At 68.2% G+C, this 26,324-nt stretch carries 25 protein-coding genes and 2 pseudogenes; 21 read left to right on the plus strand and 6 right to left on the minus strand.

What is annotated here, in order from left to right:
• Positions 1 to 17 precede the first annotated feature (17 nt).
• From ACIBP6_RS37680 to ACIBP6_RS37690, 3 genes are read right to left on the minus strand one after another with little or no spacing between them, the layout of a single operon-like run.
• On the minus strand, positions 18 to 800 hold the full coding sequence (locus ACIBP6_RS37680) for an ABC transporter permease (protein WP_397058786.1): 783 nt from the start codon (positions 798 to 800) through the stop codon (positions 18 to 20).
• Positions 797 to 1,573 carry an ABC transporter permease gene (locus ACIBP6_RS37685; RefSeq protein WP_397058788.1) on the minus strand — a complete coding sequence of 259 codons (777 nt, stop codon included), beginning with the start codon at positions 1,571 to 1,573 and terminating at the stop codon, positions 797 to 799. Before ACIBP6_RS37685 ends, ACIBP6_RS37680 begins: the two co-directional genes overlap by 4 nt.
• A 1-nt stretch (position 1,574) precedes the next feature.
• Complete coding sequence (locus ACIBP6_RS37690) at positions 1,575 to 2,561, minus strand: ABC transporter substrate-binding protein (protein ID WP_397058789.1); 987 nt, start codon at positions 2,559 to 2,561, stop codon at positions 1,575 to 1,577.
• Positions 2,562 to 3,084: 523 nt separating this feature from the next.
• Here ACIBP6_RS37690 and ACIBP6_RS37695 point away from each other — a divergent pair.
• The 19 genes and pseudogenes from ACIBP6_RS37695 to ACIBP6_RS37785 form a co-directional block, all read left to right on the plus strand.
• Positions 3,085 to 5,811 (plus strand): sensor histidine kinase, encoded by a 2,727-nt coding sequence (locus ACIBP6_RS37695; RefSeq protein WP_397058791.1) that lies wholly within the window; start codon positions 3,085 to 3,087, stop codon positions 5,809 to 5,811.
• Entirely contained in the window at positions 5,808 to 6,230 is a 423-nt protein-coding gene (locus ACIBP6_RS37700) for a roadblock/LC7 domain-containing protein (protein WP_397058793.1), read from the plus strand. Before ACIBP6_RS37695 ends, ACIBP6_RS37700 begins: the two co-directional genes overlap by 4 nt.
• Before the next feature lie 5 nt (positions 6,231 to 6,235).
• Complete coding sequence (locus ACIBP6_RS37705) at positions 6,236 to 6,637, plus strand: DUF742 domain-containing protein (protein ID WP_397058795.1); 402 nt, start codon at positions 6,236 to 6,238, stop codon at positions 6,635 to 6,637.
• A 7-nt stretch (positions 6,638 to 6,644) separates the two neighbouring features.
• The gene (locus ACIBP6_RS37710) at positions 6,645 to 7,205 is read left to right on the plus strand and encodes a GTP-binding protein (RefSeq protein WP_132621528.1); all 561 of its coding nucleotides are present in this window, start codon (positions 6,645 to 6,647) and stop codon (positions 7,203 to 7,205) included.
• A 57-nt stretch (positions 7,206 to 7,262) separates the two neighbouring features.
• The gene (gene ffh / locus ACIBP6_RS37715; protein WP_132621526.1) at positions 7,263 to 8,810 is read left to right on the plus strand and encodes a signal recognition particle protein; all 1,548 of its coding nucleotides are present in this window, start codon (positions 7,263 to 7,265) and stop codon (positions 8,808 to 8,810) included.
• A 238-nt stretch (positions 8,811 to 9,048) separates the two neighbouring features.
• Positions 9,049 to 9,495 carry a 30S ribosomal protein S16 gene (gene rpsP, locus ACIBP6_RS37720; RefSeq protein ID WP_397058798.1) on the plus strand — a complete coding sequence of 149 codons (447 nt, stop codon included), beginning with the start codon at positions 9,049 to 9,051 and terminating at the stop codon, positions 9,493 to 9,495.
• A 1-nt stretch (position 9,496) separates the two neighbouring features.
• Positions 9,497 to 9,742, plus strand: coding sequence for an RNA-binding protein (locus tag ACIBP6_RS37725; RefSeq protein WP_043634919.1), 246 nt, complete (start codon positions 9,497 to 9,499; stop codon positions 9,740 to 9,742).
• A 69-nt stretch (positions 9,743 to 9,811) separates the two neighbouring features.
• Positions 9,812 to 10,312, plus strand: a complete 501-nt coding sequence (gene rimM, locus ACIBP6_RS37730) for a ribosome maturation factor RimM (RefSeq protein ID WP_397058800.1) — start codon at positions 9,812 to 9,814, stop codon at positions 10,310 to 10,312.
• Positions 10,312 to 11,091, plus strand: a complete 780-nt coding sequence (trmD, locus tag ACIBP6_RS37735; RefSeq protein ID WP_397058802.1) for a tRNA (guanosine(37)-N1)-methyltransferase TrmD — start codon at positions 10,312 to 10,314, stop codon at positions 11,089 to 11,091. The genes rimM and trmD overlap by 1 nt, the downstream gene beginning before the upstream one ends.
• 162 nt (positions 11,092 to 11,253) lie before the next feature.
• Positions 11,254 to 11,616: a 50S ribosomal protein L19 gene (rplS, locus tag ACIBP6_RS37740; protein ID WP_111179459.1), complete on the plus strand. Its 363-nt coding sequence runs from the start codon at positions 11,254 to 11,256 to the stop codon at positions 11,614 to 11,616.
• A 144-nt stretch (positions 11,617 to 11,760) separates the two neighbouring features.
• Positions 11,761 to 12,621, plus strand: coding sequence for a signal peptidase I (gene lepB, locus ACIBP6_RS37745; protein WP_397058804.1), 861 nt, complete (start codon positions 11,761 to 11,763; stop codon positions 12,619 to 12,621).
• 26 nt (positions 12,622 to 12,647) lie between these two features.
• A complete protein-coding gene (gene lepB / locus ACIBP6_RS37750) occupies positions 12,648 to 13,214 on the plus strand; it encodes a signal peptidase I (RefSeq protein ID WP_397058806.1) in 567 nt (188 codons plus the stop codon).
• Between the two features lie 52 nt (positions 13,215 to 13,266).
• Positions 13,267 to 13,935, plus strand: a complete 669-nt coding sequence (locus tag ACIBP6_RS37755; protein ID WP_132621514.1) for a ribonuclease HII — start codon at positions 13,267 to 13,269, stop codon at positions 13,933 to 13,935.
• A gap of 39 nt (positions 13,936 to 13,974) precedes the next feature.
• On the plus strand, positions 13,975 to 14,298 hold the full coding sequence (locus ACIBP6_RS37760; RefSeq protein WP_026215037.1) for a DUF2469 domain-containing protein: 324 nt from the start codon (positions 13,975 to 13,977) through the stop codon (positions 14,296 to 14,298).
• Between the two features lie 729 nt (positions 14,299 to 15,027).
• Positions 15,028 to 15,387 (plus strand): YraN family protein, encoded by a 360-nt coding sequence (locus tag ACIBP6_RS37765; RefSeq protein WP_132621512.1) that lies wholly within the window; start codon positions 15,028 to 15,030, stop codon positions 15,385 to 15,387.
• The gene (locus ACIBP6_RS37770) at positions 15,388 to 16,926 is read left to right on the plus strand and encodes a YifB family Mg chelatase-like AAA ATPase (protein ID WP_397058809.1); all 1,539 of its coding nucleotides are present in this window, start codon (positions 15,388 to 15,390) and stop codon (positions 16,924 to 16,926) included. It begins immediately after the preceding gene.
• 530 nt (positions 16,927 to 17,456) lie between these two features.
• On the plus strand, positions 17,457 to 18,683 hold the full coding sequence (dprA, locus tag ACIBP6_RS37775) for a DNA-processing protein DprA (protein WP_397058811.1): 1,227 nt from the start codon (positions 17,457 to 17,459) through the stop codon (positions 18,681 to 18,683).
• A 77-nt stretch (positions 18,684 to 18,760) separates the two neighbouring features.
• Positions 18,761 to 19,162: an NUDIX domain-containing protein gene (locus tag ACIBP6_RS37780; protein WP_397058813.1), complete on the plus strand. Its 402-nt coding sequence runs from the start codon at positions 18,761 to 18,763 to the stop codon at positions 19,160 to 19,162.
• Between the two features lie 581 nt (positions 19,163 to 19,743).
• A pseudogene (locus tag ACIBP6_RS37785) lies at positions 19,744 to 20,099 on the plus strand (transposase); the annotation flags it as partial.
• A gap of 27 nt (positions 20,100 to 20,126) precedes the next feature.
• Here the strand turns inward: ACIBP6_RS37785 and ACIBP6_RS46850 are convergent.
• Positions 20,127 to 20,471, minus strand: coding sequence for a transposase (locus ACIBP6_RS46850; protein ID WP_449595852.1), 345 nt, complete (start codon positions 20,469 to 20,471; stop codon positions 20,127 to 20,129).
• 282 nt (positions 20,472 to 20,753) lie between these two features.
• On the opposite strand from ACIBP6_RS46850, the gene ACIBP6_RS37795 reads away from it, so the two are divergent.
• The gene (locus ACIBP6_RS37795) at positions 20,754 to 21,617 is read left to right on the plus strand and encodes a tyrosine recombinase XerC (RefSeq protein ID WP_449595854.1); all 864 of its coding nucleotides are present in this window, start codon (positions 20,754 to 20,756) and stop codon (positions 21,615 to 21,617) included.
• A gap of 961 nt (positions 21,618 to 22,578) precedes the next feature.
• Here ACIBP6_RS37795 and ACIBP6_RS37800 read toward each other — a convergent pair.
• Positions 22,579 to 23,949 carry a peptidoglycan DD-metalloendopeptidase family protein gene (locus ACIBP6_RS37800; protein ID WP_397058819.1) on the minus strand — a complete coding sequence of 457 codons (1,371 nt, stop codon included), beginning with the start codon at positions 23,947 to 23,949 and terminating at the stop codon, positions 22,579 to 22,581.
• 169 nt (positions 23,950 to 24,118) lie between these two features.
• Positions 24,119 to 25,118, minus strand: a pseudogene (locus tag ACIBP6_RS37805) (IS5 family transposase).
• 105 nt (positions 25,119 to 25,223) lie between these two features.
• On the opposite strand from ACIBP6_RS37805, the gene ACIBP6_RS37810 reads away from it, so the two are divergent.
• The gene (locus ACIBP6_RS37810) at positions 25,224 to 26,093 is read left to right on the plus strand and encodes a hypothetical protein (RefSeq protein WP_397058821.1); all 870 of its coding nucleotides are present in this window, start codon (positions 25,224 to 25,226) and stop codon (positions 26,091 to 26,093) included.
• Positions 26,094 to 26,324: the final 231 nt, after the last annotated feature.

The raw sequence follows: 26,324 nt of genomic DNA on the forward strand, positions 1-26,324 counted from the left end.
CCCTTTCCAACAAGACTTCAGGGGTTGCGGGTGGCCTGCCGGTGCCAGACGAGCACCCGGCGCTCCGCCAGCACGAACAGGGAGTTGACGAGGTAGCCGAGGATGCCGAGCAACACGATCGGCGCCCACACGCCCGCGCCGTCGAAGCTGCGTTGCGCCACCAGCAGCTGGTAGCCGATGCCGTCGCTGCCGCCGCCGAACAGCTCGCTGATCACCATGAGGATCAGCGCCAGCGACAGGCTCAGCCGCAGCCCCGCGAAGATCTTCGGCGAGGCGGCGGGCAGGATGACGACGCGCAGGCGCTGCGCCTTGCTCAGGTTGAAGACCGTGGCCGTATCCAGATAAGTACGGTCCACCGCCTTCACTCCGTCGATCGTGTTGAGCAGCACCGGCCAGATCACGCCGAACACGATCGTGGCCAGCTGCGTGGCCAGCACCGCCTGCAGCACCACGACGAAGACCGGTACCAGCAGCGGCGGCGGGACGGCACGGCCGAACTCGAGCAGCGGGTTCACGAAGTCGGACGCCGCCCGCGAGCGCCCGAGCAGCACGCCGAGCAGGATCCCGATCAGGGCGGCCAGGATCCAGCCGCTGAACATGCGGCCGAGGCTGGGCAGGATGTTGTCGATCGCGTCGTCGGTGAGGAACACCCGGCTGACGGGGCCGGAGAACCACAGCTCGTACATGCGGACGACGATCGTCGAGGGCGGCGGGAAATCGGTGTCCTGGGTCACGTAGCCGATGAGCTCCCAGACGCAGAGCACCACCGGGACCAGCCAGAACCTGGAGATGGATCTCACGACTCCGACGCTCCCGTCCGTACCTGGTGCCAGTGGAAGAGCCGGCGTTCGCCGGTCAGCAGCAACATGTTGACCAGCAGACCCAGCACGCCGGCCCACAGCGTGGCCGCCATCATGAGGTCCACCCGGTTGCCGCTGCTGGCCACGTTGACGTAGACGCCGATGCCGTCGGCGCCGCCGGCCATCAGCTCGGCGCTGACCGCCAGGACGAGCGCGGTGCCCGCGGCGATCCTGACGCCCGTCGCGACGAACGGCGCCGCGCTGGGCAGCGACACCCTGGCCAGCACCGCCGACGGGCCGAAGCCGAAGCTGCGCAGCGACTCCTTGGCCAGCGGGTCGACGTCCTGCATGCCGTAGATGGTGTTGATGAGGATCGGCCAGACCGAGGCGTACACGATGACGGAGATCTTCATCATCTCGTCCACCGAGATCAGCAGGATGGCCAGCGGGATGATCGCCACCGAGGGGATCGGCCGCAGGAACTCCAGCAGGGGCCTGACCACGCGCTCGACCGGGGGCAGCGCCCCGAGCAGCACGCCCAGCGGCACGGCTATCGCGGTCGCGACGAGCAGGCCGAGCATCCAGTTCATGACGGTCGCGCCGACGCCGGCCAGGAAGTCGGGGTCGGCCGGCTGGAGGACGGCCTCGTACAGGATCACCGAAGGAGGGGGGAAGAGCAGGTCTTCGCTGATGCCGAAGCGGATGACCAGCTCCCCGAGAATGAGGAACCCCGCGACGCCGAGGGCGCCGCGGAGTAGTCGTGCCTTGCTCATCTCATTGACTCGGGGGGGACACGATGATCGAGTTCACGTCGATCGCGTTCTTCAGGTAGCCGTACTCGAGCATCACGTCGGCGACCTTCTGCAGCCGGTTCGCGCTGAGCTCACTGGGGTAGACGCCCAGCGTGATCACCGAGGCCACGTCGGCCTTGATCGCGGTGTACGTCGGCAGCGCCGTCTCGATCTCCTTGCGGTCGCCCGAGGCGAGCGCCTGCGCCTTGGCGATGGCCCGCTGGAACGCGGCCATCGTCTTGGGGTTCTTGGCCGCCCACTCGTCGGAGACCATCCAGCCGGCGATGGGGAAGTCCGCGGTCTGGCCGGTCATCGTGTCGGCCAGCTTGCGGAAGCCGAGCTGGCTCTGGGTGGCCGTGATGAACGGCTCGGTGAGCCAGCCGGCGTCGGCCTGCCCGCTGTTGATCGCGTTGCCCATGTCCGGGAACGGCTTCTCGACGAACTTGACGTCTTCGGCCGTGAGGCCGGCCACCTTGAGCTGCGTGGTCACCGCGAGTTGGCCGATGTTGTTGAGGTTGTTCACCAGAACGGTCTTGCCCTTGAGGTCGGCGACCGTCTTGATGGGCGAGTCCTTCGGCACCATGATGTTGAAGGTGTTCGGAGCCGCCTGGTACATGTCGGCGATCAGCTTGATCTTCTTGCCCTGCTCGACGGCGACGAACGTCGAGACGTAGTTCGTCTGCGCGATGTCGAGCGCGCCGTTCTCGATCTGCGGGATGGCGGCGGCGCCACCCGTGATGATCTCGGGCTCTACCGTCAGGCCCTCTTCCTTGAAGAAGCCCTTGGTCTGGGCGATATAGATGCCCACGGGGTCCGGAATGGGCAGATGTCCGACCTTGATGGTCGTCTTCTCCAGGCCATTGCTGTTGCCGGCCGTTGACGCGGTGTCGTCGGAGGCACCGCAGCCGGTAAGGGCCAGAGCGACTGTGACGCCGACAGCAATGGCGCGACAGCGCAGTTTGCCAGTCATTGGGGGGTTCTCCTACCAGGGGAAGCTATGGGAGATCGGCACCAGATGCCGGGCGTGAAGCGTACCGGAGGGGAGAACCGCGCGGGAGCGCTATGCCACGTTTATGCGCTTTATCTGCAAAATATGCTCTCGCCCCTCTATCGATATAAATATATGGCTGAAGCACACTTAATGGCTTAATGTCCGTATTTGATGGGCTTTTGGTAGCGCTCCGTGTTCGCAAGCTCGCCACGTGAACAATGTGTGAGTTGGAACGGTTGAAAACTACAGAGACGTTGGCCTAACTATGAGGTTTGTGCTCAAATTGGGCCCGAACTTGCCTGCGATCACTCGTCCGTGTGACGAAGCCGCTGAGATCCCCCCACAAGCAGGCCATGGCGAGAGGTTGCCACCAGTGACGACAACAACGACCGGTCCCGGTCGTGGGAGCGCTCCGGCTCTACCGGAACCGGCTACGGGCGGTGAACCGCCTCAGGCGCAGTCCCCCCGATCGGGCAGCCCGTTCGCACTTCGCAACTGGCGTGTGCGTACTCGTCTCATCGCCCTCATCGCCATCCCCACGCTCGTGGCCGTGATCCTGGGCGCGCTGCGTGTCACCACCTCGATCGGCAGCGCACAGCAGTACCAGGTCATCGGCGAGGTCGGCACCCTGGTCGCCCAGCTCGGCGACCTCTCGCGCGACCTCGGCCTCGAACGCGACCTGGCCGGCCGCTTCGTCGTCTCCGACCGGCGCCCCGCCGAGAAGGAGAAGCTCGCAAGCCAGCAGGGCGTCGTGGACGCGAGCGTCGCCCGCACCCTGGACGCGGCGCGGGCCGCCGAGCCGGCGCTCACCGACCTGGGCCGCAGGATCTTGGACCGTATCGAGGTCCGCCTCAGCCAGCTCAAGTCGCTGAGACTGACCGTCGACGGCTCGCAGCTGCCGCCGCTGCCGACGGTGGAGAAGTACTCCGAGGTCATCGCCGACATGCTGCAGCTGTACGACGAGCTGGCCCAGGGCTCCACGGACGAGCAGATCAACGCCACCGCCGCCGCGCTGCGCTCGATCGCCCGCGCGGAGGAGGAGGCGTCCAAGCAGCGGGCGCTGCTGACGATCGCGCTGGTCCGCGGCACCTTCGAGCAGCCGGAGTTCGACGCCTTCCTCGACGCCCGCGCCCGCCGCGAGAGCGAACGGACGGCGTTCAACGCGGTGGCCACGGCGCCGCAGCGCCAGTTCCACGACAACACGGTCGCCAGCCAGAAGATCGGCCGCGCCGAGTTCTACATCAGCCGCGCGGTGATGCTGCACAACAACGGTCAGTCGCTGCGCAGGCTCGACAACGCCACCGCCAGGGACGCCGACCGCTGGTTCGAGTCGATCACCGACACCGTCGACAAGCTGCACCAGGTACAGAAGGCACTGTCGGACCAGGTGGCCACCCGAAGCGCCGACGTCGCCAGCGGCGACCGGCAGCTGGCCGCCGTCAACATCGGTGTCGTGGTCCTGCTGCTGCTCCTGGTGCTCGCGATCACCGCTCTCATGGCGAGCTCGCTCGTACGCCCCCTGCGCCGCCTGCGCGGCGACGCCCTGAAGATCGCCGGTCAGACGCTGCCCGACCTGGTCCGCCAGCTGCGCACCACAGACGTATCGCCCGAACAACTGCAGGTGCCGCCCATCGACGTCAACTCCAGGGACGAGATCGGTGAAGTCGCGCGGGCCTTCGACGAGGTCCACCGCGAGGCCGTCCGCCTGGCCGGTGAGGAGTCCAGGCTCCGCAGCAACGTCAACGCGATGTTCGTGAACCTGTCGCGGCGCAGCCAGACGCTGGTCGAGCGGCAGATCACCCTGATCGACGGCCTGGAGCAGGGCGAGCAGGACGAGCAGCGGCTGGCGAACCTGTTCAAGCTCGACCACCTGGCCACCCGCATGCGCCGCAACAGCGAGAACCTGCTGGTCCTCGCCGGCCAGGAGCCCCCGCGCCGCTGGAGCCAGCCGGTCAAGCTGGTCGACGTCGCCCGCGCCTCGCTGTCGGAGGTCGAGAACTACGAACGGGTCGTGCTGGAGGTGCCGGAAGGCGTCTCGATCGCCGGCCAGGCCGTCAACGACGTCATCCACCTGCTCGCCGAGGTGGTCGAGAACGCCCTGTCGTTCTCCCCGCGCGAGACCAGGGTCCCGGTCTCCGGCAGCCGGATCGACGGCGGCGGCATCATGCTCTCCATCACCGACGCCGGCATCGGCATGACGCAGGAGGAGCTGGCCCAGGCCAACGAACGCCTGGCCGGCTCGGCCGCCGTGGACGTCTCCGTCTCCCGCCGCATGGGCCTGTTCGTGGTCGCCAGGCTGGCGCACCGGCACGGCATCCGGGTGCAGCTGCGCCCGCACGGCTCCGGTGGCCTGACCGCCATGGTCCTCATCCCCGAGTCGTTGCTCGGCACTCAGGCCCCGTCCTTCGCCGGCTCCGGCGCGGCGGGAAACGCCATGCGGGAGGGGGCGTTCAGCGCGCCGGCTCCGACGCCGGCTCCGGCCGCGACCCCCTGGCCCGCCTCGGGCTTCCAGCTCGGCCCCGGCCACCCGTCGTATCCGTCGTACCCGTCGACGGACGCCCTCCCGCCGAGCGGCTCCTGGCCGTCGACGCCCGCCTGGTCCGGCGGCGAGTCGACCGGCGGGAACAGCTGGACGACCTCCGACTCGGCCAACGACGTGTGGGTCTCCGCCCGCGGCCCGGCCGCCGGCGACACCGGGCTGCCCACGCGCGGCGGCGTCTCCGACGAGACCAGCCCCTGGATGCGGCCCCCGGAGCAGCCGCCGGTGCCGCCCGCACGCAACCGCTTCGACTTCCCCGAGACCGAGTCCGCCGTGACGGGCCCCATGCCCGCGGTCACGCCGGCGGCGACCGGCGACGAATACCTGCCGATCTTCGCCTCGGTGGAGTCCGCCTGGTTCGAACACGGCGTGGAGCCCAACGCCACCTGGGGTTCGTCGAAGGCGGACGCGGGCTGGAGCGCGGCGAAGGCGGTCGTGGAACCGGTGCGTGACGGATCGACGGCGGCGGGCCTGCCCAAGCGGGTGCCCAAGGCGAACCTGGTGCCCGGCTCGGCGGACACCGTCTCGGCTCCGAAGGGCGTCGCGCCGATGCCGGCGGTCTCGCCGGACCGGGTGCGCAACCGCCTGTCGAGCTTCCAGCAGGGCTTCCGAGCAGCGCGCGACGACATCAGCGAGGGCAGGACGTACGGGTCCGGCCCCAGGAGTGACAGTAGGGAGGAGGGCGCGTGAACGACCTGAGCCACGCGGCACGCGGGGTGGACTGGTTAATCACCGACTTCGTCAGTACCGTTCCGGGGGTCGCGCACGCGGTGGTCGTCTCGTCCGACGGATTGCCGCTGGCGGCGTCGGCGGGTTTCCCGGCGGACCGGGCCGATCAGCTGGCCGCGATCGCGTCGGGGCTGGTGAGCCTGACACACGGCGCCGCCAGGGTGTTCGAGGGTGGTGCGGTCAACCAGACGATCGTGGAGATGCAGCGCGGGCTGATGCTGATCATGTCGATCAGCGACGGCTCGTGCCTGGCGGTGCTGGCGGCCCCCGACTGTGACATGGGGCTGGTGGCGTACCAGATGACGCTGATGGTCGATCGCGCCGGCCAGGTGCTGACTCCCGCGGTGCGCGCCGAGCTGCGCGCCACGCAGACCAGGTGATGTAGGTGACGAACCCGACGTGGAACAGTGGCGGCTGGGAGCCGCCACGCCAGCAGCCCCCCAGCTCTGACCCCGCCTCGCCGGTACGGCCCTACGCCGTCACAGGCGGGCGGACCGCGCCCAAGGTCAAGCTGGCGATGGAGGCCCTGGTCTCCTCGGCCACCGCCGAGCACCGGGAGTTCTCCCACATCACGCCCGAGTACAAAGCGATCAGCCAGCTCTGCCTGCAGGTCAGGTCGGTGGCCGAGGTGTCGGCCCTGCTGCGGATCCCGCTCGGCGTGGTGCGTGTTCTGATCGCGGATATGGCGGCCGAGGGCCTGGTACGGGTGCATCAGCCGCAGCTCGATGCAGGGAGGCCCGACGTCAACCTGCTGGAAAGGGTGCTAAGTGGACTTCGCAGACTCTAGCCCTGGTTTGACCTCGACGAAGATCGTGGTCGCCGGCGGGTTCGGCGTGGGCAAGACGACGTTCGTCGGAGCGGTGTCGGAGATCATGCCGCTCACCACGGAGGCCGTCATGACGGACGCCTCCGCGGGGATCGACGACCTCGGCATGACGCCGCTGAAGTCGACCACGACCGTCGCCATGGACTTCGGCCGCGTCTCGCTCGACCGCGACCTCATCCTCTACCTGTTCGGCACGCCCGGGCAGCACCGGTTCTGGTTCATGTGGGACGACCTGGTACGCGGCGCCATCGGCGCGGTCGTCCTGGTCGACACCCGCCGCCTGGCCGACAGCTTTCCCGCCATCGACTACTTCGAAGAGGCGCAGCTGCCGTTCGTCGTCGGCATCAACGGCTGGGACGGCCAGTACCTGCACGACGACACCGAAGTGCGCGACGCGCTCACCCTCGCCCCTCACATCCCGATGGTGCGCCTGGACGCCCGGTCGAAGGAGTCGGTCAAGAACGCGCTGATCCAGCTGGTCGAACACGCGCTGACGGTCCGGATGGCCGTGCCAGGCTGGAGCGGCTAGCAGAGCGGATAGTCTGGAGTCTTAGACGTACATTCGCTTCGAGGACTGGCCAACCACGTGTTCGAGACGCTTTCCGACCGGTTGACATCGGTCTTCTCCTCCCTCCGGTCCAAGGGCCGGCTGTCCGATGCCGACATCGACGCCACCACCCGCGAGATCCGCATCGCCCTGCTGGAGGCCGATGTCGCTCTCCCGGTGGTCAAGGCGTTCGTCGCGCAGGTCAAGGAGCGCGCCAGGGGCTCCGAGGTCTCGCAGGCGCTCAACCCGGCGCAGCAGGTCGTCAAGATCGTCAATGACGAGCTGATCGAGATCCTCGGCGGCGAGACGCGCCGGATCCGCCTGGCCAAGACGCCGCCGACGGTCATCATGCTGGCGGGTCTGCAGGGCGCGGGCAAGACGACGCTGGCCGGCAAGCTGGCGAAGTGGCTGCGCGAGCAGGGCCACGCGCCCATGCTCGTCGCCGCCGACCTGCAGCGCCCCAACGCCGTCACGCAGCTCCAGGTCGTGGGCGAGCGTGCCGGGGTCGCGGTCTACGCGCCCGAGCCCGGCAACGGCGTCGGCGACCCGATCGAGGTGGCCCGCAGGTCGATCGACGAGGCCAGGCGCCTGCAGCACGACGTCGTCATCATCGACACCGCCGGTCGCCTGGGCATCGACCAGGAGATGATGCAGCAGGCCGCCGACATCCGCGACGCGGTCCGTCCCGACGAGGTCCTGTTCGTGGTCGACGCCATGATCGGCCAGGACGCCGTCACCACGGCTCAGGCGTTCATGGACGGCGTCGGCTTCGACGGTGTCGTGCTGACCAAGCTCGACGGCGACGCCCGCGGCGGCGCTGCGCTGTCGGTCCGCCACATCACCGGCCGGCCGATCATGTTCGCGTCGACCGGCGAGAAGCTGGAAGACTTCGACGCCTTCCACCCCGACCGCATGGCCTCGCGCATCCTCGACATGGGTGACATCCTCACCCTGATCGAGCAGGCCCAGAAGACGTTCGACGAAGAGCAGGCCGCCAAGATGGCGGGCAAGCTCACCTCGGGCGAGAACTTCACGCTCGAAGACTTCCTCGAGCAGATGATGATGGTCCAGAAGATGGGGCCGATCAAGAACCTGCTCGGCATGATGCCCGGCATGGGGCAGATGCGCGACCAGATCAACTCCATCGACGACCGCGACCTCGACCGCATCGCGGCCATCATCCGCTCGATGACCCCCGGCGAGCGCCAGGACCCCAAGATCATCAACGGCTCGCGCCGCGCCCGCATCGCCGCCGGCTCCGGCGTCACGGTCAGCGCCGTGAACAACCTGGTCACCCGCTTCTTCGAGGCACAGAAGATGATGAAGCGGATGGCGGGCGGCATGGGCATCCCCGGCATGCCGGGCGGCCGCGGCAAGGCGGCCAAGACGCAGAAGAAGGGGAAGAAGGGGCGGCGCGTCAGCGGCGACCCGCGCAAGGCCGCGCTCGGCAAGGCCGACGCGGAGACCGCTCCTTCCGAGCCGAAGCAGGGCGGCGTGCTGGGCAACCTGGGCGGCAAGCTGCCGCCCGGCGTCGAGCTGCCCCCCGGCTTCGACCCGTCCAAGCTGAAGCTGCCCGGCCAGAAGTGACGCACCGCGCCCGGTGACCAGCCGGTCACCGGGTCTTGCCCCGCCCTTTGCGGCCCGCTGCCGTCCGAGGTCGTGGGCAGTGCCGTAGGTCTGGCAGAATGACATGTTGGAACATCGTGACCAGGTGGGTGCCCTCTCATCTCCCGCCGGACGCGCCTGTCCCTGGAGCGTCGTCCCGTCGTGCCCCACTCGGCGAGATGCCGTTCACCCACGCTCGAATGCAGGAGAGACCACACCCGTGGCAGTCAAGATCAAGCTCAAGCGGCTCGGCATGATCCGCAATGCTCAGTACCGAATCGTCGTCGCCGACAGCCGCACCAAGCGTGACGGCCGGGCGATCGAGGAGATCGGCCTGTACCACCCGAAGGACGACCCTTCGCGCATCGAGGTCAACGCCGAGCGTGCGGCCTACTGGCTCAGTGTCGGCGCGCAGCCGACCGAGCCGGTGCTCAAGCTGCTCAAGCTCACCGGTGACTGGCAGAAGTTCAAGGGCGAGCCGGCTCCGGCGCCCCTGAAGGTCGCCGAGCCCGCGCCCGACCGTCACGCCATCTACGAGGCCGCGGCCAAGGAGACCCTGTCCGGTGGCGACACCGGCACGGCCGCCACCACGCCGAGGAAGGCCAAGAAGAAGGACGACGCCGAGGCCGAGGTCACCACCGAGACCAAGACCGAGGGCGAGGCCTGACGTGCTCGAGGAGGCTCTCGAGCACCTCGTGAAGGGCATCGTCGAACATCCAGACGATGTCCGGGTCCGCGCACGCCGCATTCGCAGCGGGCGCGTCCTGGAGGTCCGGGTGCACCCCGAGGACCTGGGCAAGGTCATCGGACGCGGCGGGCGCACCGCCAAGGCGCTGCGCACGGTCGTGAACGCCCTGGCCGACGGGAAATACGTGCGGGTCGACCTGCTCGATCTGCACGAAGCAGTCCGTTAGCGTCAGGAAAAGCGCGCCCTCATCGGCTTCGTTCCGATGGGGGCGCTCGCGTTGAGAAAGGCAGATCACGTGCAGCTGGTCGTCGGCCGGATAGGCCGTCCACACGGGGTACGCGGTGACGTGACCGTGGAGGTGCGCACCGACGATCCCGAGCTGCGCTTCGCCCCGGGCATCTCGATCGCGACCGACCCCGCCGAGCGCGGGCCGCTCGTCGTCGAGGGGCGCCGCTGGCACAAGGGCATGCTGCTGGTGACCTTCGAGGGCGTCGCCGACCGCGACGCGGCCGAGGAGTTGCGCGGCACCATGCTGGTCATCGACTCGGCCGAGGTGGCGCCGCTCGACGACCCCGACGAGTTCCACGACCACCAGCTCGTCGGGCTGACGGTCGAGACCGTCGCGGGCGAGCAGGTCGGCGAGGTGGAGGACGTCCTGCACCACGGCCAGGACCTCCTCGTGGTGCGCCGCAAGGGGCAGGACGACGCGCTCATCCCGTTCGTCAAGACCCTCGTGCCCGTGGTCGACGTCGAGGCGGGGCGGCTGGTGGTCGATCCACCGGAAGGGCTGCTGTGATGCGGCTCGACATCATCTCGATCTTCCCCGAGTACTTCGCGCCGCTCGACGTCTCACTGATCGGCAAGGCCCGCGAGCGCGGCACCCTCGACGTGCGCGTGCACCAGCTGCGCGACTGGGCCCACGACGTGCACAAGAGCGTCGACGACACCCCGTACGGCGGCGGGCCCGGCATGGTCATGAAGCCCGAGGTGTGGGGCGAGGCCATCGACACGGTGATCGACGGGGGATCCCCGCGGATCGTCGTGCCGACGCCCAGCGGGCGGCCCTTCACCCAGGAGCTGGCCCAGGAGCTGGCCGCGGAGCCGTGGCTGCTGTTCGCCTGCGGGCGCTACGAGGGCATCGACTCGCGCGTGATGGACGAATACTCCGCACGGCTGCGCGTCGACGAGGTCAGCATCGGCGACTACGTGCTGGCCGGGGGAGAGGTCGCGGTGCTGGTCATCGTGGAGGCCGTCGGGCGGCTGCTGCCGGGTGTGCTGGGCAACGCCCAGTCGGCCGTGGACGACTCGTTCGCGCCCGGGTCGATGCGCAACCTGGTCGAGGGGCCGGTCTACACCAAGCCGCCCGTGTGGCGGGGGCATGAGGTGCCGGCCGTGCTGCTGTCCGGACATCACGGAAATGTCGCCCGGTGGCGGCGTGAGCAGGCGATCCGCCGTACCGTACGCAACCGGCCTGAGCTGGCGGCGGAGCTCGACCCCGACACGCTCGACAAGCACGACAGGAAACTGCTCGAAGAGCTGTCATTTCGCGTCAGCCCGAAAGATGTGGCAAACTGAAGCGCTGCCGTCCATCATGCGGTCGGTGTTGCATGCCCGGGAAAGCGACCCCGGGCCCCCAGGAGACAGCAAGCGTGTCCACTTCCTGTCGCCGCGCTCGCGTTCGGGGCGTGGCCGGGTGGACCTCCGCCTGCTTCGCGAACCATTGAGGAATTGACTCTCATGCACACGAAGATCCAGGAGCTCGAGAAGGCGACCCTGCGCAGCGACGTGCCGGGCTTCCGCCCCGGTGACACGCTCGAAGTCCACGTCCGAGTCGTCGAAGGCAACCGGTCCCGTATCCAGGTCTTCAAGGGCTTCGTGCTGCGCAGGCAGGGCAGCGGCGCCCGCGAGACCTTCACGGTCCGCAAGGTCAGCTACGGCGTCGGTGTGGAGCGCACCTTCCCGGTGCACAGCCCGGTCATCGAGAAGATCGTCCTCGTGACCCGCGGTGACGTCCGCCGCGCCAAGCTCTACTACATGCGCGACCTGCGCGGCAAGGCCGCCCGCATCCGCGAGAAGCGCGAGACCACGGCCGCCAAGTAATCCGAGCCGTGCTCATGAAAGGCCCGCGCCATGCGCGGGCCTTTCCGCTTTACAGGGCCGTTCCCTTTATGTGGAGGGAATCAGGGGTGGGTGTAACGTCGGTCGGGGGTTGTCGAGCCTGCGCATCATCTAGGCTCGTCAGCGATGACAAGCGAGTACCAGGAGCACGGCGCGGCGCGCCGCCCTGTCGAGGACGAGGTGGACGTGGTCGCGGAAGAGACGCAGAAGCCGGCCAAGGGCGAGAACAAAGAGAAGAAGGGCTCGTTCTGGAAAGAACTCCCCGTTCTCATCGTGGTGGCCCTGGTGCTGGCGCTGATCATCAAGACATTCGTGGTCCAGGCGTTCTACATTCCGTCCGAGTCGATGGAGAACACCCTGTTGAAGAACGACAGGGTCCTCGTCAACAAGCTCGTCTACCACACGCGTGACATCGAACGCGGCGACGTGGTGGTCTTCTCCGGCGTCGACTCGTGGGACGGCGAGTTCCAGCTCGAGGAGCCGTCCAACGCGGTGGCGGGGTTCTTCCGGTGGGTCGGCACGGCCTTCGGCATCGTGCCCGGCGAGAAGGACTACATCAAGCGGGTCATCGGCGTCGGTGGCGACCACGTCAAGTGTTGCGACCCCAAGGGCCGCATCACGGTCAACGGCACGGCCATCGACGAGAAGAGCTACCTCTACCCGGGTGACGTGCCCTCCAACGAGTTCTTCGACATCACGGTGCCGCCCGGGCGGTTGTGGGTGATGGGCGACCACCGCTCGGTCTCGCTCGACTCGCGCTCCCACACCGGCGATCCGGGCGGCGGCTCCATCCCCGAGAGCCAGGTCATCGGGCGTGCGTTCGTGATCGTGTGGCCGTTCAACCGGTTCGGTTCCATCGACATCCCGGAGACCTTCGGGCAGCCCGCGCTGCAGGCGCTCGGCGGGCCGGAGCCGGTGCTCGCCGGGGTCGGGCTCGCCGTACCCTTGGTGCTGGCCCGTCGGCGCCGGCTGCGCAAGACGCGCTGACGGCCGTCACGGAGAAGGCGGAGGGCGTGGCAAAAGAGAAGAAGAAGGGCGGTTTCCGCGAGACCGTCCTGCTGATCGCGATGGGGGTCGGGATCGCACTGCTGTTGCAGGCGTTCGTGATCGGCTCGTTCTACATCCCGTCGGAGTCGATGGAGCGCACGCTCCTCGTCAACGACCGGGTGTTCGTCAACAAACTCGCGGGCAAGCCCGAACGCGGCGACATCGTCGTCTTCAAGGGCTGGAACGGCGAAGACACCATCAAGCGGGTCATCGGCATCGGGGGCGACAAGGTGGTGTGCTGCGACAAGCAGCGGCGCATCACCGTCAACGGGACGCCGCTGGACGAAGAGTCCTACCTCTACCCGGACGATTTCGCTTCTGGCGATGACTTCGACGTCACGGTGCCCGCCGGAAAGCTCTGGCTGATGGGTGACCACCGCAGCGCCTCGGCCGACTCGCGGGCGCACATGGAGGAGCCAGGAGGGGGTTTCATCTCGGAAGATGACGTGATCGGCAAGGCCGTGGTGCGCTATTGGCCGCTGTCGCGCGGCTACCTTTTCTCCCAGCCCGACATCTTCGACAAGGTCAAGTAGAGCGGGCTTTCGGTCGCGGTTCGCGGCGAATGGGGCGTACGCTGCCTGTGTCATGACAGTTGCGTTCCGCCCTCGACCGAGTGTCGTCCGGCGAGATTCCGGACTCTACGCCTACGAGCGGGCGCTCGCCCGTCGCGGCCTCGCCCCCATCGCGGGTGTCGACGAGGCAGGGCGCGGCGCGTGCGCGGGGCCGCTGGTGGTCGCGGCCGTCATCCTGCGCAAGCGGATCGACGGTCTGGACGACTCGAAACTGCTCACGCCCGCGGTGCGCGAGCGCCTGTACGACCAGATCATGCGCGTCTCCCAGGTGGGCATCGTCATCATCCCGCCTGAGGAGATCGACGCCAAAGGTCTTCACAAGTGCAACGTTTCAGGAATGCGGCGAGCTGTCGCACAGTTGCCTTGTGACCCGGAGTACATCCTCACGGACGGATTCCCGGTGCCGGGGCTGCCCGCCCCGTCGCTGGCGGTGTGGAAGGGGGACCAGGTGGCCGCGTGCGTGGCGGCCGCGTCGATCGTGGCCAAGGTGACCCGAGACCGCCTGATGGTCGCGCTCGACGAGCGCTACCCGCAGTACGGCTTCGCCGAGCACAAGGGGTATGTCACACCAGGACATCGGCTGGCGCTGGAAACGCACGGTCCGTGTCCTGATCACCGTTACTCCTTCGTCACGGTGGCGAGGGGGATGGGTGAGAATGAATTGGGGGCCGGGGTTGCCTGACCAGGCACACCGGGGGACCGGTACGACAGGAGGACCGCGATGAGCGCAGAGGATCTCGAGAAGTACGAGACCGAGATGGAGCTGCAGCTTTACCGCGAATACCGCGATGTCGTCGGTTTGTTCACTTACGTGGTGGAGACTGAGCGGCGGTTCTATCTGACCAACTCGGTCGACCTCGACGTCCGCACTGCGGAGAACGGCGACGTCTTCTTCGATGTGAAGATGCAGGACGCCTGGGTGTGGGACATGTATCGGCCTGCGCGGTTCGTGAAGAACGTGCGGGTGGTCACGTTCAAGGACGTGAACGTGGAGGAGCTGGCCAAGGCGGACCTGGAGATGCCGAAGGAGGGGTTCTCCGGGTAGGGCCTCTCCGGTTCTGCTCTTGCGGGGGTTTCGGGTGCGTGGGGGCCGGGTCCGGCGTGCCTGTCGTCTGGGTTGCGGGGACGTGCTGCCGGAACGTCGGCGGGTGGGGGTCCGGTTCGAGTCGGCCTTGTGTTGCTGAGTTGCCTGGGCATGTCCCCCGGATTCGCCGGCCACGCTGGGACATCCGGCCTGACGACGCGGCCCACCTGGTCACTTGGCACACGGCGATCGTGCGCGAAAGGGGCACTGTCGGCCGCGCGCTCCTGCGTGGTTCGTCGGGAACGCCGCCGCCACGGTGGTCGCCCAGGTGGCGAGGGCGCCGAGTCGTCCGAGGAGCCATCTTCTCCGTGGGCCGGCTCCAGCGCCTTGTGGCGTGTCGGGTGCTGGGCCTCTCGCATCACCTTGCGGGCCGAGTCGGGGTCAGTATTCGGCCGTCTTTGGCACTATGCGGCAGCCTTGTCCGACTCCGTCAGGACCTGCATGGCCCGCGCCACCTCCGCCGGCAGGGCGCCCCAGATCAATCGGGACCGCCCTGCGGTACTTGCGTTCTAGGGCGCATTCTGGATTCATCCCCCTTTGAGGTACGGGTCGAAGGTGAGGCACTGGGTTGTCCACAGCCCGTGCGGATGCCTGAGGCGGTGTCCACAGAATCCCGTTCGGGGCGGAGGCTGAGGGCCTGGATCCGCGAAGGTCGGTGCTCGGACCCGACCTACCCGACGGAGGTGGCACTTGGCCACGAGAAGCAAGCTCGATCTCGGTAAACAAGGCGAACAGGTGGCCGCGACCTACCTGGAGAGCCGGGGCATGACCGTGCTCGAACGCAACTGGCGCTGCCGCCACGGCGAGATCGACATCATCGCGGAAGACGGCTCCCACCTGGTGGTCGTCGAGGTCAAGACACGATCGGGCCGCTCGCACGGCACGGCTCTGGAGTCCGTACGTCCCGCCAAGGTCGCCAGGTTGCGGATGCTGGCAAACAGGTGGCTGACCACGCAGCCCCGTACGTTCGAGGCCGTGCGCGTCGATGTCGTCGCCCTTGAGCGGTTCGCGGGCGATTTCGCTCTGCGCCACGTACGGGGGGTGATGTAGATGGCCGTGGCCCGCACCCGCAGCGTGGCGCTGGTCGGAGTCGCAGGCCGCACGGTCGAGGTCGAAGCCGACGTGGGCAACGGGCTGGCCGGCATCCACCTCATCGGCCTTCCCGACACGGCGCTCAGCGAGGCCCGCGACCGGGTCAGGTCGGCCGTCGTCAACAGCCACTACCCGTGGCCCGACGCCCGCATCACCGTCAGCCTCTTCCCGGCCAGCCTGCCCAAACGCGGCTCGCAGTTCGACTTGGCCATAGCCGTCGCCATCCTCGGCGCGGCCGGCGTGGTGCCCGCGGAGCGCATCGCGGAGCCGTTCTTCCTGGGGGAGCTCGGCCTCGACGGCCGCATCAGGCCCATACGCGGCGTGTTGCCATCGGTCCTGGGCGCGGCGCAGCACGACGGCGACGTGATGGTGGTGGTCCCCTCCGGAAACGCTGCCGAGGCGTCGCTCGTACCGGAGGTGAAAGTGGTCCCCGTCGGTCACCTGCGTGACCTCGTGGAGTGGCTGCGCAAGGGCGAGCTTCCGCCGACGCCCGAGGCGGAGGAGCCGGTGGAGCCACCCCAGTCCGGGATGAGCCCTGAAGTCGATCTGACCGAGGTCGTGGGCCAGCCGGTCGCCCGGCGAGCCCTCGAGGTGTGCGCGGCCGGCGGCCACAACCTCTGGATGCTCGGTCCGCCGGGCACCGGCAAGACCATGCTGGCCGAACGCCTGCCCACGCTGCTTCCCGGCCTGGAGCTCGACCATGCTCTGGAGGTCACCGCCATTCACTCGGTCGCGGGTGTGCTGCCATCCAGTGCTCCGATGATGAGCCGCCCTCCGTTCGTCAGCCCGCACCACACCGCGACCACGGCGGCGATCATCGGCGGCGGCAGCACGATCGTCCGTCCTGGCGCCGTCTCGCTCGCGCATCGAGGGGTGTTGTTCATGGATGAGGCCCCTGAGTTCGCCAGGCATGTGCTCGACGCGTTGCGGCAGCCTCTGGAGTCGGGGCGGGTGACCGTGTCCAGGGCGGCGGGTTCGGTGACGTTCCCTGCGCGGTTCATGCTGGTGCTGGCGGCCAATCCGTGCCCGTGTGCCCGCGCGGCGGACCAAGCGGAATCCTGCACCTGCACCCCTACAGTCAGGCGACGTTACCTCGGCAGGTTGTCGGGGCCGCTTCTCGACCGCATCGACATGAAGGTCACGGTTGTCCGCTCGTCCAGACGAGAGTTGCTGGCCGACCGCCAGTTCGTGGAGACGAGCAAGACCGTGGCCGAACGCGTTCTCGTCGCCCGCGAGCGAGCCGCCAAACGCCTGGCCGGCACTCCGTGGCGGTTGAACGCCGAAATCCCGTCCGCCGCCCTGCACGCCGACTATCGGCCGCCGGCCGCGGCGATGCGTCCCATGACGTCCTGTCTCGACTCGGGCGCGCTCACGGCCCGGGGCCTGGACCGCGTCGTACGGGTCGCGTGGACGCTCGCCGACCTGGCCGGCAAGGACCACCCAGGAGAAGACGAAACCAACGCCGCGCTGGGCTTCTGGCTCGGGGTCAGGTCGTAACCCTCCCGTACATCGACGAGCGGCCACCCTCCCCACGCCGGCACCGCCAGCGGCTCCCATGCCCCTTTCACACTGGAGCTGCGAGCAGTTCCACAGCCCGTCACGCCGGCGCCGCCGTGCATGCCGCTGGCCGCACCGGTGCGGCCGGCGGCTCCCATGCCGCATTCCACGCCGGCGCAGCCGGCAACAGTCCCATGCCCCTTTCACACTGGAGCTGCGAGCAGTTCCACAGCCCGTCACGCCGGCGCCGCCATCCATGTCCCTGTTCCGCACCGTTACGCCGGCGCCGCCGTCCATGCCGCTGGCCGCACCGGTGCGGCCAGGGGCTCTCATGCCGCATTCCACGCCTGCGCTGCCGGCAACAGTCCCGTGCCCTTCGTATGCCCCAAGGAGCCGCCGTGACCAGCACACCTCCGTCGCCCGTTACGCCCGGAGAGCCCGCTGTGCCCCGAACCGCCGCAGCAGAACCCACCGCCAGGACGCGGACCGGGACGAGCATCCGGTTGGATGCCGAGGCCAGAGTCGCTCTCATGCGCGCCACCGACGTGGGCGACCCCGTCATGGGCCGTCTCGTGGCGGCGTTCGGCGCTCCGGCGGCGGTGGAGGCGATCCGCAACCGCGCTCTGCCGCCGGAGTTCATCGCGCGGGAGGCGGAGCAGGAAAGCCGACCGGATCTGAGCTCCCGTCTCAACGCCTGGTACGCGCGCCTCGCCGCCGCCAACCCGCCGGCCGATCTCGAAGCCGGAGAGAGTTCCGGAGCACGGCTGATCATCCCCGACACCCCGGCCTGGCCCACCCAGCTCGACCAGCTCGGCTCCAGCCGTCCCCTCGGGTTGTGGGTCCACGGCTCAGCGGATCTGCGCTTGGCCTGCCTCAAATCCGTGGCGGTGGTAGGGGCCAGAGCCGCCACCCCCTACGGTTCGCACATCGCGGCCGAGTTCGGCGTGGGCCTCAGCGAGGCGGGCTGGACCGTGGTGTCGGGAGGTGCGTTCGGCGTCGACGGCGCCGCCCACCGGGGCGCGCTCGCCGCCGGCTCTCCGACGGTCGTCGTGCTGGCCTGTGGTGTGGACGTCTGCTACCCACGCGGTCACGACACCCTGTTCGCCGCCGTGAGAGGACAGGGTGTGGTGATCAGCGAGTGCCCGCCCGGCGTTCATCCGACCCGAGCGCGCTTCCTCATCCGGAACCGGCTGATAGCCGCGCTGTCGAGAGGCACAGTGGTGGTGGAGGCCGCGGTCCGGAGCGGAGCCCTCAACACGGCAACCCACGCCCTGTCACTCAACCGGCATCTGGGCGCGGTTCCCGGCCCGGTCACCTCTGGCATGTCGGCCGGTTGCCACAAACTCCTCCGCGAGCGCAAGGCCGTCTGCGTGACCTCTCCCGAGGAGATGATCGAGCTCGTCGGCGTCATCGGTGATGATCTCGCCCCGCAGGTCCGAGTTTCGGTGCTGCCCAGAGACAGGCTCAACTATGTGACGAAGCGCGTCCTGGACGCGATCCCCGCGCGGGGAGGGGCGGGGCCGGCCTCGATCGCGGTGGCGGCGGGCGTGGGGCTGGACACGACGTTGAGCGCCTTGGGCGGTTTGGCGGCCGCGGGGTACATCGAACGTTCGGCGAACGGCTGGCGCCTGTGCAGGCAGACGGCGTCGTACCGGAAGGCCCCTGACTCGGCGGTGCTCGATCCTCCGCCCGCCCCCGAACCCGATCCGGCCGAAACCCCGCCGTTCCCGGACGACGTCGCACCATGTCCGGCATGAGACCGCAGGTTTCGTGTCCCGGTACGCCAACGGCAGACTTGTCAGGCGCCATGACCCCTCGACAATGGGAAGAACGGTTGAACAGCACCATCGACAAGATCGCCTGGCTTCACCTCGACAGCGGCACGATCCTCAGCACCCGGTCGCAAGGCAAGAACGTCTACTACATCCCCGGAGGTAAACGCGAACCCGGCGAGAGCGACCTCGACACGCTTGTACGCGAGATCGACGAAGAACTCTCCGTCACGATCTACCCGGCGACCGCCGTCCACGTGGGCACCTATCAAGCGCAGGCGCACGGCCACGCCGCCGGGGTCACCGTACGGATGACCTGCTACACCGCCGCCCACGACGGAACACCGACACCCAGCGGCGAAATAGAGGAAGTCGCCTGGCTGAGCTACGCCGATCGTGACCGAGTATCCCCAGTCGACCAGATCATCTTCGACCACCTGCACGAAACCGGACAGCTCCACTGACCCCTACAGCCATCCCCAGAACCACCCCACTGACCGCTTCAGACGATCAACGTGCAACTCCGACCCACTCCAACGCCTTCGCCGTCGCCTACGCAGGCCCACCTGCACGGGACCACCCCATAGCCGATTCCCAACCGACGCTTGCGGCGCTCCCCGAGCAGCCGGCCAGACCGATCACGGCGACGGCGGCCGCAACGGGCAGATGGTTGACGAGCACGTAGCTGGTCGGCACCGCGCCGCGTACACCGTTGGACGGACCCCACATGTCCGCTGACGTCAGCACAGCCGGTGACCTGCCATCTCGCGTGGATTCACCGGCCCGGCGGACAGGGCCTTGACGCTGTTCGCTGGGCAGGCCAGCCGGATGCCTCAACGTGCCCGACCACGGTGAACGTGCCGACGCACCAGATCCAACAAGGGGCATACCCCCGTCGGTGGCGTTACCCGGCGTTGCGGGCTGCGGCACAGACAGCGGTCTGCTCAGCCAGCCAATGACCGCAGCGTTCAGCGACATGCCACCGGCAGCCGGCTAGGATCCAATCGTCGGCACCCGAAATTGCAGGCCTCCGACCTCCCACGATGCCGCGCTCAAGCGTTTCTCCGGGCTCGCCGAGATCTGGGGCGCAAGTATCCCGCGATCGTGAAGTTGTGGGAGGACGCCTGGGCCGACTTCGTGCTGTTCCGCAACCTCGTCACCGAGATCCGCCGGGTGATCTGCTCGACCAACGCCATCGGATCCGATCAACGCCCCGATTCGGCGGGCGGTCCTCGCGGCCGCTTGCCTGACGAGCAGGGCGCGATCAAGTGCGTCTACATGGCGATCATGAGTCTGGACCCGACCGGTAAGGGCCGCAAAGGCTGGATCACCCGCTGGAAAGCCGCATTGAACGCCTTCGCCATCACCTTCGAAGGCCGTCTAACTTCGGCCACCCGATAACCAATCAAGATCGAGATACACCGTTATCTAGACAGACCCAACTAACAAGATCGAGAACACCGTTATCCAAGACAGACCCGCAACGTCGGTCACCACGGTCTTGGTGCGACTGCCATTGCGGCTGTTGCCGCTGTTCTTCCCTGCCGGGTCGTGCCTGTCATAGCCGAGGTGATCGGTGATCTCGCCTTCCAGGGCCGACTCCAGCACCCGCTTGGTCAGATGCTGCAGCAGGCCGCTCTCACCGGTCAGCTGCAGCCCGTCGCTGCGGGCCCGATTCACGAGCATCGAGATCAGCTGCTCGTCCGTCATCGAGCGGTCCGGCTCGACAGGCAGTTCGTTCATGGACAACGACTCCAGGGCGGTCTCGGGCATCGAACGTCTCTTCCTTGATCATCAGATCCGCCGTTAGTTTTACAGTCCGTGGCCGGCTGCCATGATGTGCGACCTTGGTCGTCATGGATGCCGCTGGATGCGCATGATGGTGGTCTGGACGGTTAAGGATGCTTCGCGTGACGGTAGATGTCTGGGTGTGCCCGGGATGATCGAGAACAGCGATGCCTTCTGGTGACGGTGGGTTGGCGACGTGTATGGGCGATGGCCGGGGCCTGTAGGGGGCGACGGTGGAACGAGGTGGGTGTGGACAGGGATGAGGTTGTGGGCGAGTTCGCTCGGTTTCTACGGCTGGAGCGCGATCTCTCTCCCCATACCGTTCGTGCTTATCTGGCCGACGTCAGCTCGCTGCTCGACCATACGGACGGGCAGCTCGAAGGGCTCGACATCGGGGTGCTGCGGGAGTGGCTGGCCGATCAGCACGCGTCCGGCAAGGCACGGGCCACTCTTGCGCGTAGAACCGCGTGTGCCCGTACGTTCACCGCGTACTGTCACCGCCGTGGGTGGCTGGCGACCGATCCTGGTCTGCTGCTCGGGAGTGCGAAGTCGCCGCGGTCCCTGCCTGTCGTCCTCGATCAGAAGCAGGCCAAGGCCGCACTGGACGCCCCCCCGACGGCGGACCCCAAAGAGCTGCGGGACCAGGCGCTGCTCGAACTGCTGTACGCCACGGGTGTACGGGTGAGTGAGTTGTGCTCCCTCGACGTCGATGACGTCGACCGGGAGCGGAACGTCGTCCGTGTCATGGGCAAAGGCCGCAAGGAACGTACGGTGCCGTTCGGGCGGCCCGCGTTGCAGGCGCTGGACCGGTGGTGCATTCATGGGCGGCCGTTGTGGGTGCGAGCGAGGTCGGGGCCGGCGCTCTTCCTCGGTGTTCGTGGCGGGCGGATCGATCCAGGGACTGTACGGCGCGTGGTACACGCTCGACTGGCCCAGGTCGAGGGTGCACCGGACATGGGGCCGCACGGGCTGCGGCACAGTGCGGCCACGCACCTGCTTGAGGGCGGTGCGGATCTACGCAGCGTCCAGGAACTGCTCGGCCACGCATCCTTGAACACCACGCAGATCTACACGCACGTCTCCATCGACCGCTTGCGTGCGGCGTACAGACAAGCCCACCCAAGGGCCTGACGCGACAATCCGCGGTGCGGGCTGTGTCGCGGCGGCGACTTCCGCCGGCGCGCGGTGTGGTGCGCCCTCATTGTCTCTGGACACCGCAGTTGCCGACGTCGGCCGCGAGGCAGCACAGGGTGCCTGACTACGGCGGCTGCAGCGACGAGCCCACCCGGCCCAACAGCTGACGACCGTATTCGAGTGCAACGGTTGACCAGCCCACCTCCACCTCCCCGAATACTTGACGAGTTCTCCCCAGCGCGAAGCCGACTCTGCCCGGTGGGAGGGGTTGTGTTGTCGCACTGTAGTGCCGGCGTCAGGCCGGCAGGCGGCGCCGCGATTCTGACTGCGGCGACCGCAGAGACGAGTCCGCTCGGGTGCATATGGAGACGTGTCAGGCCGGCTACAACCTGTGTTGTCACTGAGCACGGAAGTCACCGTTGGCCGCCGGGCGGCGCCGCACTCGTGACTCGGCGGCCGCAGCGGCGAACTCTGCTCGGCTCATGGTCGACCGGCCCACCTTCGAGAAACAGCCTGATGAGGCCACTCCAGTGCGAAGCTGGTGACTTCGGCCCGGTAGGCGGTTTGGCGCTGAGTGTGCTTTCCGTGGACATCGCCGCGTATGCGTTGGCCGGCAGGCAGCTCCGCGATCCTCACTACGTCGACCGCAGCCACGAACCAACCTCGGTCCTTACGGCCTGCGAACCGGCTTCGGTCCTTACACCTTGCGAACCGGCTTCCGTCATTTCAGCTCGCGAACCGGCCTCGGCGTAACCGCTGACGATCCCATGTCGGCCCGACAGGTTACGAGCGCGCCCTGGCGCAACAGCCATTGCGAGCGCGAGTGGAAGACCGTCCGGCTTGACCGGGTGGTGATCTCGGACCTGGTAGTCCTGCACCTTCGGACTGGCCGATGGGACGGTGTCGCAGCAGTTCGGGTCGGGCATGGCGTTGGTTCGTACCCGACGGTGGGTTGGCTTCAACAGGACGTTGGAGGGCGGTGTCTGCGGGGTCTGCTTCGGTGGCGTCCTTTGCGGTGTTGTCCTCTTGTCCGGCTGCGCCGGTCCGCGCGGGTATGGCGTGCCCGGCGTAAGGCGATGATCAAGACGAGGGCTCCCAAGAGTGCGCTGATGCCGATGGCTGGTTCGGTGGGCACCGATGAGGCCGAGTGGGCCAGGAAGTTGATCGGCGTCGCGGGTTGATGAGCGTGGAATGACGCGGGGGCGGCGGTTGTGGGATCGGCAGGATCGGTCCTGCTGGGTGGAGTTTTGGGAGTCGGCTCTCTTGATGTGGGTGCTGCTGCTCCCGTGTATGTCGGTGGTGTGGTGGTGTCCGCAGCCGCTTGGGGTTGTGGATCTGTGGTCGGCGGGAGGACAGGAGAGGGCGTCGTGGTGTCGTCCTCGTGCGGGGCTTTGCCGGGGATGGCTTGGGTTGCCGGGGGTGAGGTCCAGAAGGGGAGGAGGCGGGTGGGTGCTTGGCCCAGGAGCAGGAGCGGGTTCAGGTAGTGGGTGTCGCGGATCAGACCCCAGTGCAGGCAGGACTCGTGACAGTGGGGTTCTGAGAATTCGAGGACGCCGAGCTGGGCTCCGGAAGTGACGGACTGGCCCCGGCGTACTGAGGGTTTGACCGGGAGGTACGTCGTGCGCAGGCCGTTCGGGTGGTCGATCGTGACGACGCCTTTTCCCGCCACGGGGCCGGCGAAGCGGATCGTGCCCGAGCCTGCCGCCAGGACCGGGGTCGAAACGGGGGCGGCCAGGTCGATGCCACGGTGACCGGCGAGCCAGGGCTCGGGCGGTGGGGCGAAGCGGTGCAGGATCCGGGGGTGGCCGTCCAGCGGCCAGCGCCAGGTGGGAGGCGAGGCCCTAGCAGGGAGGGCGGTCAAGAAGAGCATGACCGCTGCGGTGATCAGAACCGCCAGGAGGGTGCCTGCGTGCCGGGTTGGCCAGAGTGCGGCTGTGTGGCGAGTCGGTAGGTGGGCGGTCGTGCGTTGAGCCGGCAGGAGGGCGCCTGCGTGCCGGGCTTTCCGGAGTGCGGCTGTGCGCCGAGTCGGCAGATGGGTGGCTGGGTGTGGAGCAAGCGTGTATCGAGCCGGTAGGAGGGCGGCCGTGTGGTGAGCCGACAGGAGGGCGGCTCTGGGCTGGGTCGGTACGAGGTCGCCCCTACGTCGGGTCGGCGTTCGTTTGGGCTGGTGCGGTGGGGTTGGTGGGCGCCAGCGTGCTTGTGGCCCCCGGTATGGGGGATGGGGGGCGGGTGACTTGGGGCGGTCGAGTGTGGGTGGGGGCCCGTCGGAGGTAGTGGTGTGCGCACCCGCGCGGGGGGGCGTGGACGGAGTGGTGGGGTCGGTGTTCATGGCGCGAGTTTCGCCTTGGCGGCTTCCGCGGCGAGGGGGCGAACGTCGTTCTGTGGATAGAAGAGCGTTGGCGATGGTCGCCTGTGGATGAAGGCGCCGAGGAGCGGTGCGGAGCGGGCATGATGGGGGGCGTGGCAGCGGGGCGGCTAGGGCGCGTATTTGGTTGTGATCAAGGGGTGGTGCCTGTGAGGTCCTTGATCCAGATCATTGAGGCGCGGAGGTGGAGGCCGGCGAGGTAGCTCTGAGGTGTCTTCTCGTAGCGGGTGGCGATGCCCCGCCAGGCCTTGAGCTTGTCGATCAGGCGCTCGACGGTGTTCCGCTCCTTGTAGAGGTCGGCGTCGTGGCTGACGGGCCGGCCGCCCTTGCCGCCTTTCTTCTTCCGGTTGGCGGCCTGGTCCCTCTTCTCGGGGATGACTGCCTTGATGTGGCGTTTGCGCAGGAGGTGCGATTGCCGCGAGACGAGTAGGCCTTGTCCCCGGCGACCGCGTCGGGCCGGGTGCGGGGGCGGCCGACGGGCTGGCGGACCCGCATCTTCTTGAGCACCGGGATGAACTGCGGCTGTCGGCAGCCTGCCCCGCGGTCAGGACGAACGCCAGAGGGCGGCACTTGCGGTCGGCGGCGAGGTGGACCTTGTTGCTCTGCCCGCCCCTCGAACGTCCGAGCAGAGCGGCTTTCAACCGGAATTGGCGCCGGAGCCGGATACGCCATCGCTCTTCCCTTTCCACGTCGTTTTCGACGTCCTGCCCGTCTTGTCCTTCCGAGCCGCCCCCTTCGCCGGGCCTTTCCTCCTCGGCGGCGGCCTTCTCCAGGGCGGTGATGACGCCGGGCCCGAGGTGCATCCCGGCAGCGTCATGGTGGGCCCGGGCGGTGGTGGAGTTCACGCTGACCAGGGACAAGTCCATCTCACCGCGCTTCGCGACTTCCGCTATCAGGTCCTCCAGCAGGGCTTCGAAGACCCCGGCGTCCCGCCACTGCCGGAAACGGTTGTGCACGGTCGACCAGGCGCCGAACTCCTGTGGCATCTCCCGCCACTGCCCGCCCGTCCGAAACCGTCAGATCACGGCCTCGAACTGTTGCCGCAGCCGCTCGGGGTACGGCCCGTACCCGCCGACCGGCAGGTACGGCCCGATGAACTCCCACTCCACATCCTTCAGTTGCATTCGCGTCACACACGACGATCTACCGGACAGACCCAGCCACGAGGGCAATACGCGCCCAGCCGTTGCATGTCGATTCATTCGACATGTCGATTCATTCGACATAGTTTCGTCGGTATGACCGAACCGAGCGAAGCAGCACGCATCGCTGCCCTGTCCGAACTCATCGCCTGGGCCGAGCGCCGGGAACGGCTCAGCGAGGACCGCGCCGACGCTGTGGCCGCCGCTTGGCGCACCGGCACCCGCAACGTTGCCGAGCTGGCCCGTCTTGCCCGTGTCTCTCGCGACACCGTCTACGCCGATCTGGCCGCTCGAGGCATCAGCCTTGGTTCTCGCGAGGAAGAGATCTCAGGTCCCCAGAAGGTCAGCGGAATTCCCCTCCGAGGCGACTCGGTGCGCACCGTCGCCAGGATCGCCGACGCTGTCGCCCGGCCCGCCTTCACCCATGACCCCGACGATCCACTTGTGCGCGCGACACTCGCCGCGTCGCGCGCCCTGGAGGCCGTGGCCGACGTGCTGGAACCACCGTCGGACCAGGGGCCTGGCTGGACACCCCGCGAGACGCTGCCCAGCCTGGCGGACGAGGGGGAGAAGCTTGCGCACCACAGCCGCCGGGCCTTGGCCGCCCTCGCCGAACCAGCCGAACTCAGGGCAGGAACCGACTTCTACCGACAAGCCCTCCTCCACACCGGCCGACACGCGGTGGCCGACGGAGCGAGCGTCACTCTCACTCTGCCGACGGGCGGGGCCATCACGCTCCAGGTGGGACGCGACGAGAGCGGCTGGACCCGCCTGATGAGCGACAGCCCCCTCGTGGTCGGGGGCGCCGACAGCCTCGACCATCTGGAGGCGCAAGCGGCCCTACAGGCCTTGGCCCGCATTGCTACCCGCCACCTCGCGGAGGCCGCCCTTGCTGAACGCCGCAAGGACGCGCTGCCCGGAACCCCCCCGCCGCGTACCCGCGTCATCCCGAGTAACGAGAACTGACACCACCCGTTTCATCTTGCGGTAGTCGTGCTCGATGGGAGTGTCTAGCCTCGATCTTGCGTGACGGCCGGCCGGTTCTTCTGGCGGGCCGTTTCGGCTTGTTGCGCGGGTGGTGGGCAGGACGGTGGGCCCGACTCTCGCGTCGGGTGGGCGGGTTCCACGGCTCCGGGGTGCTGAGGGGATCGTCGGTAGGGCGTTGTTGCTGGTCAGCCGGGTATCGGTAGGGCAGCT

This window comes from Nonomuraea terrae (assembly GCF_044465245.1).
GTDB lineage: Bacteria > Actinomycetota > Actinomycetes > Streptosporangiales > Streptosporangiaceae > Nonomuraea > Nonomuraea terrae.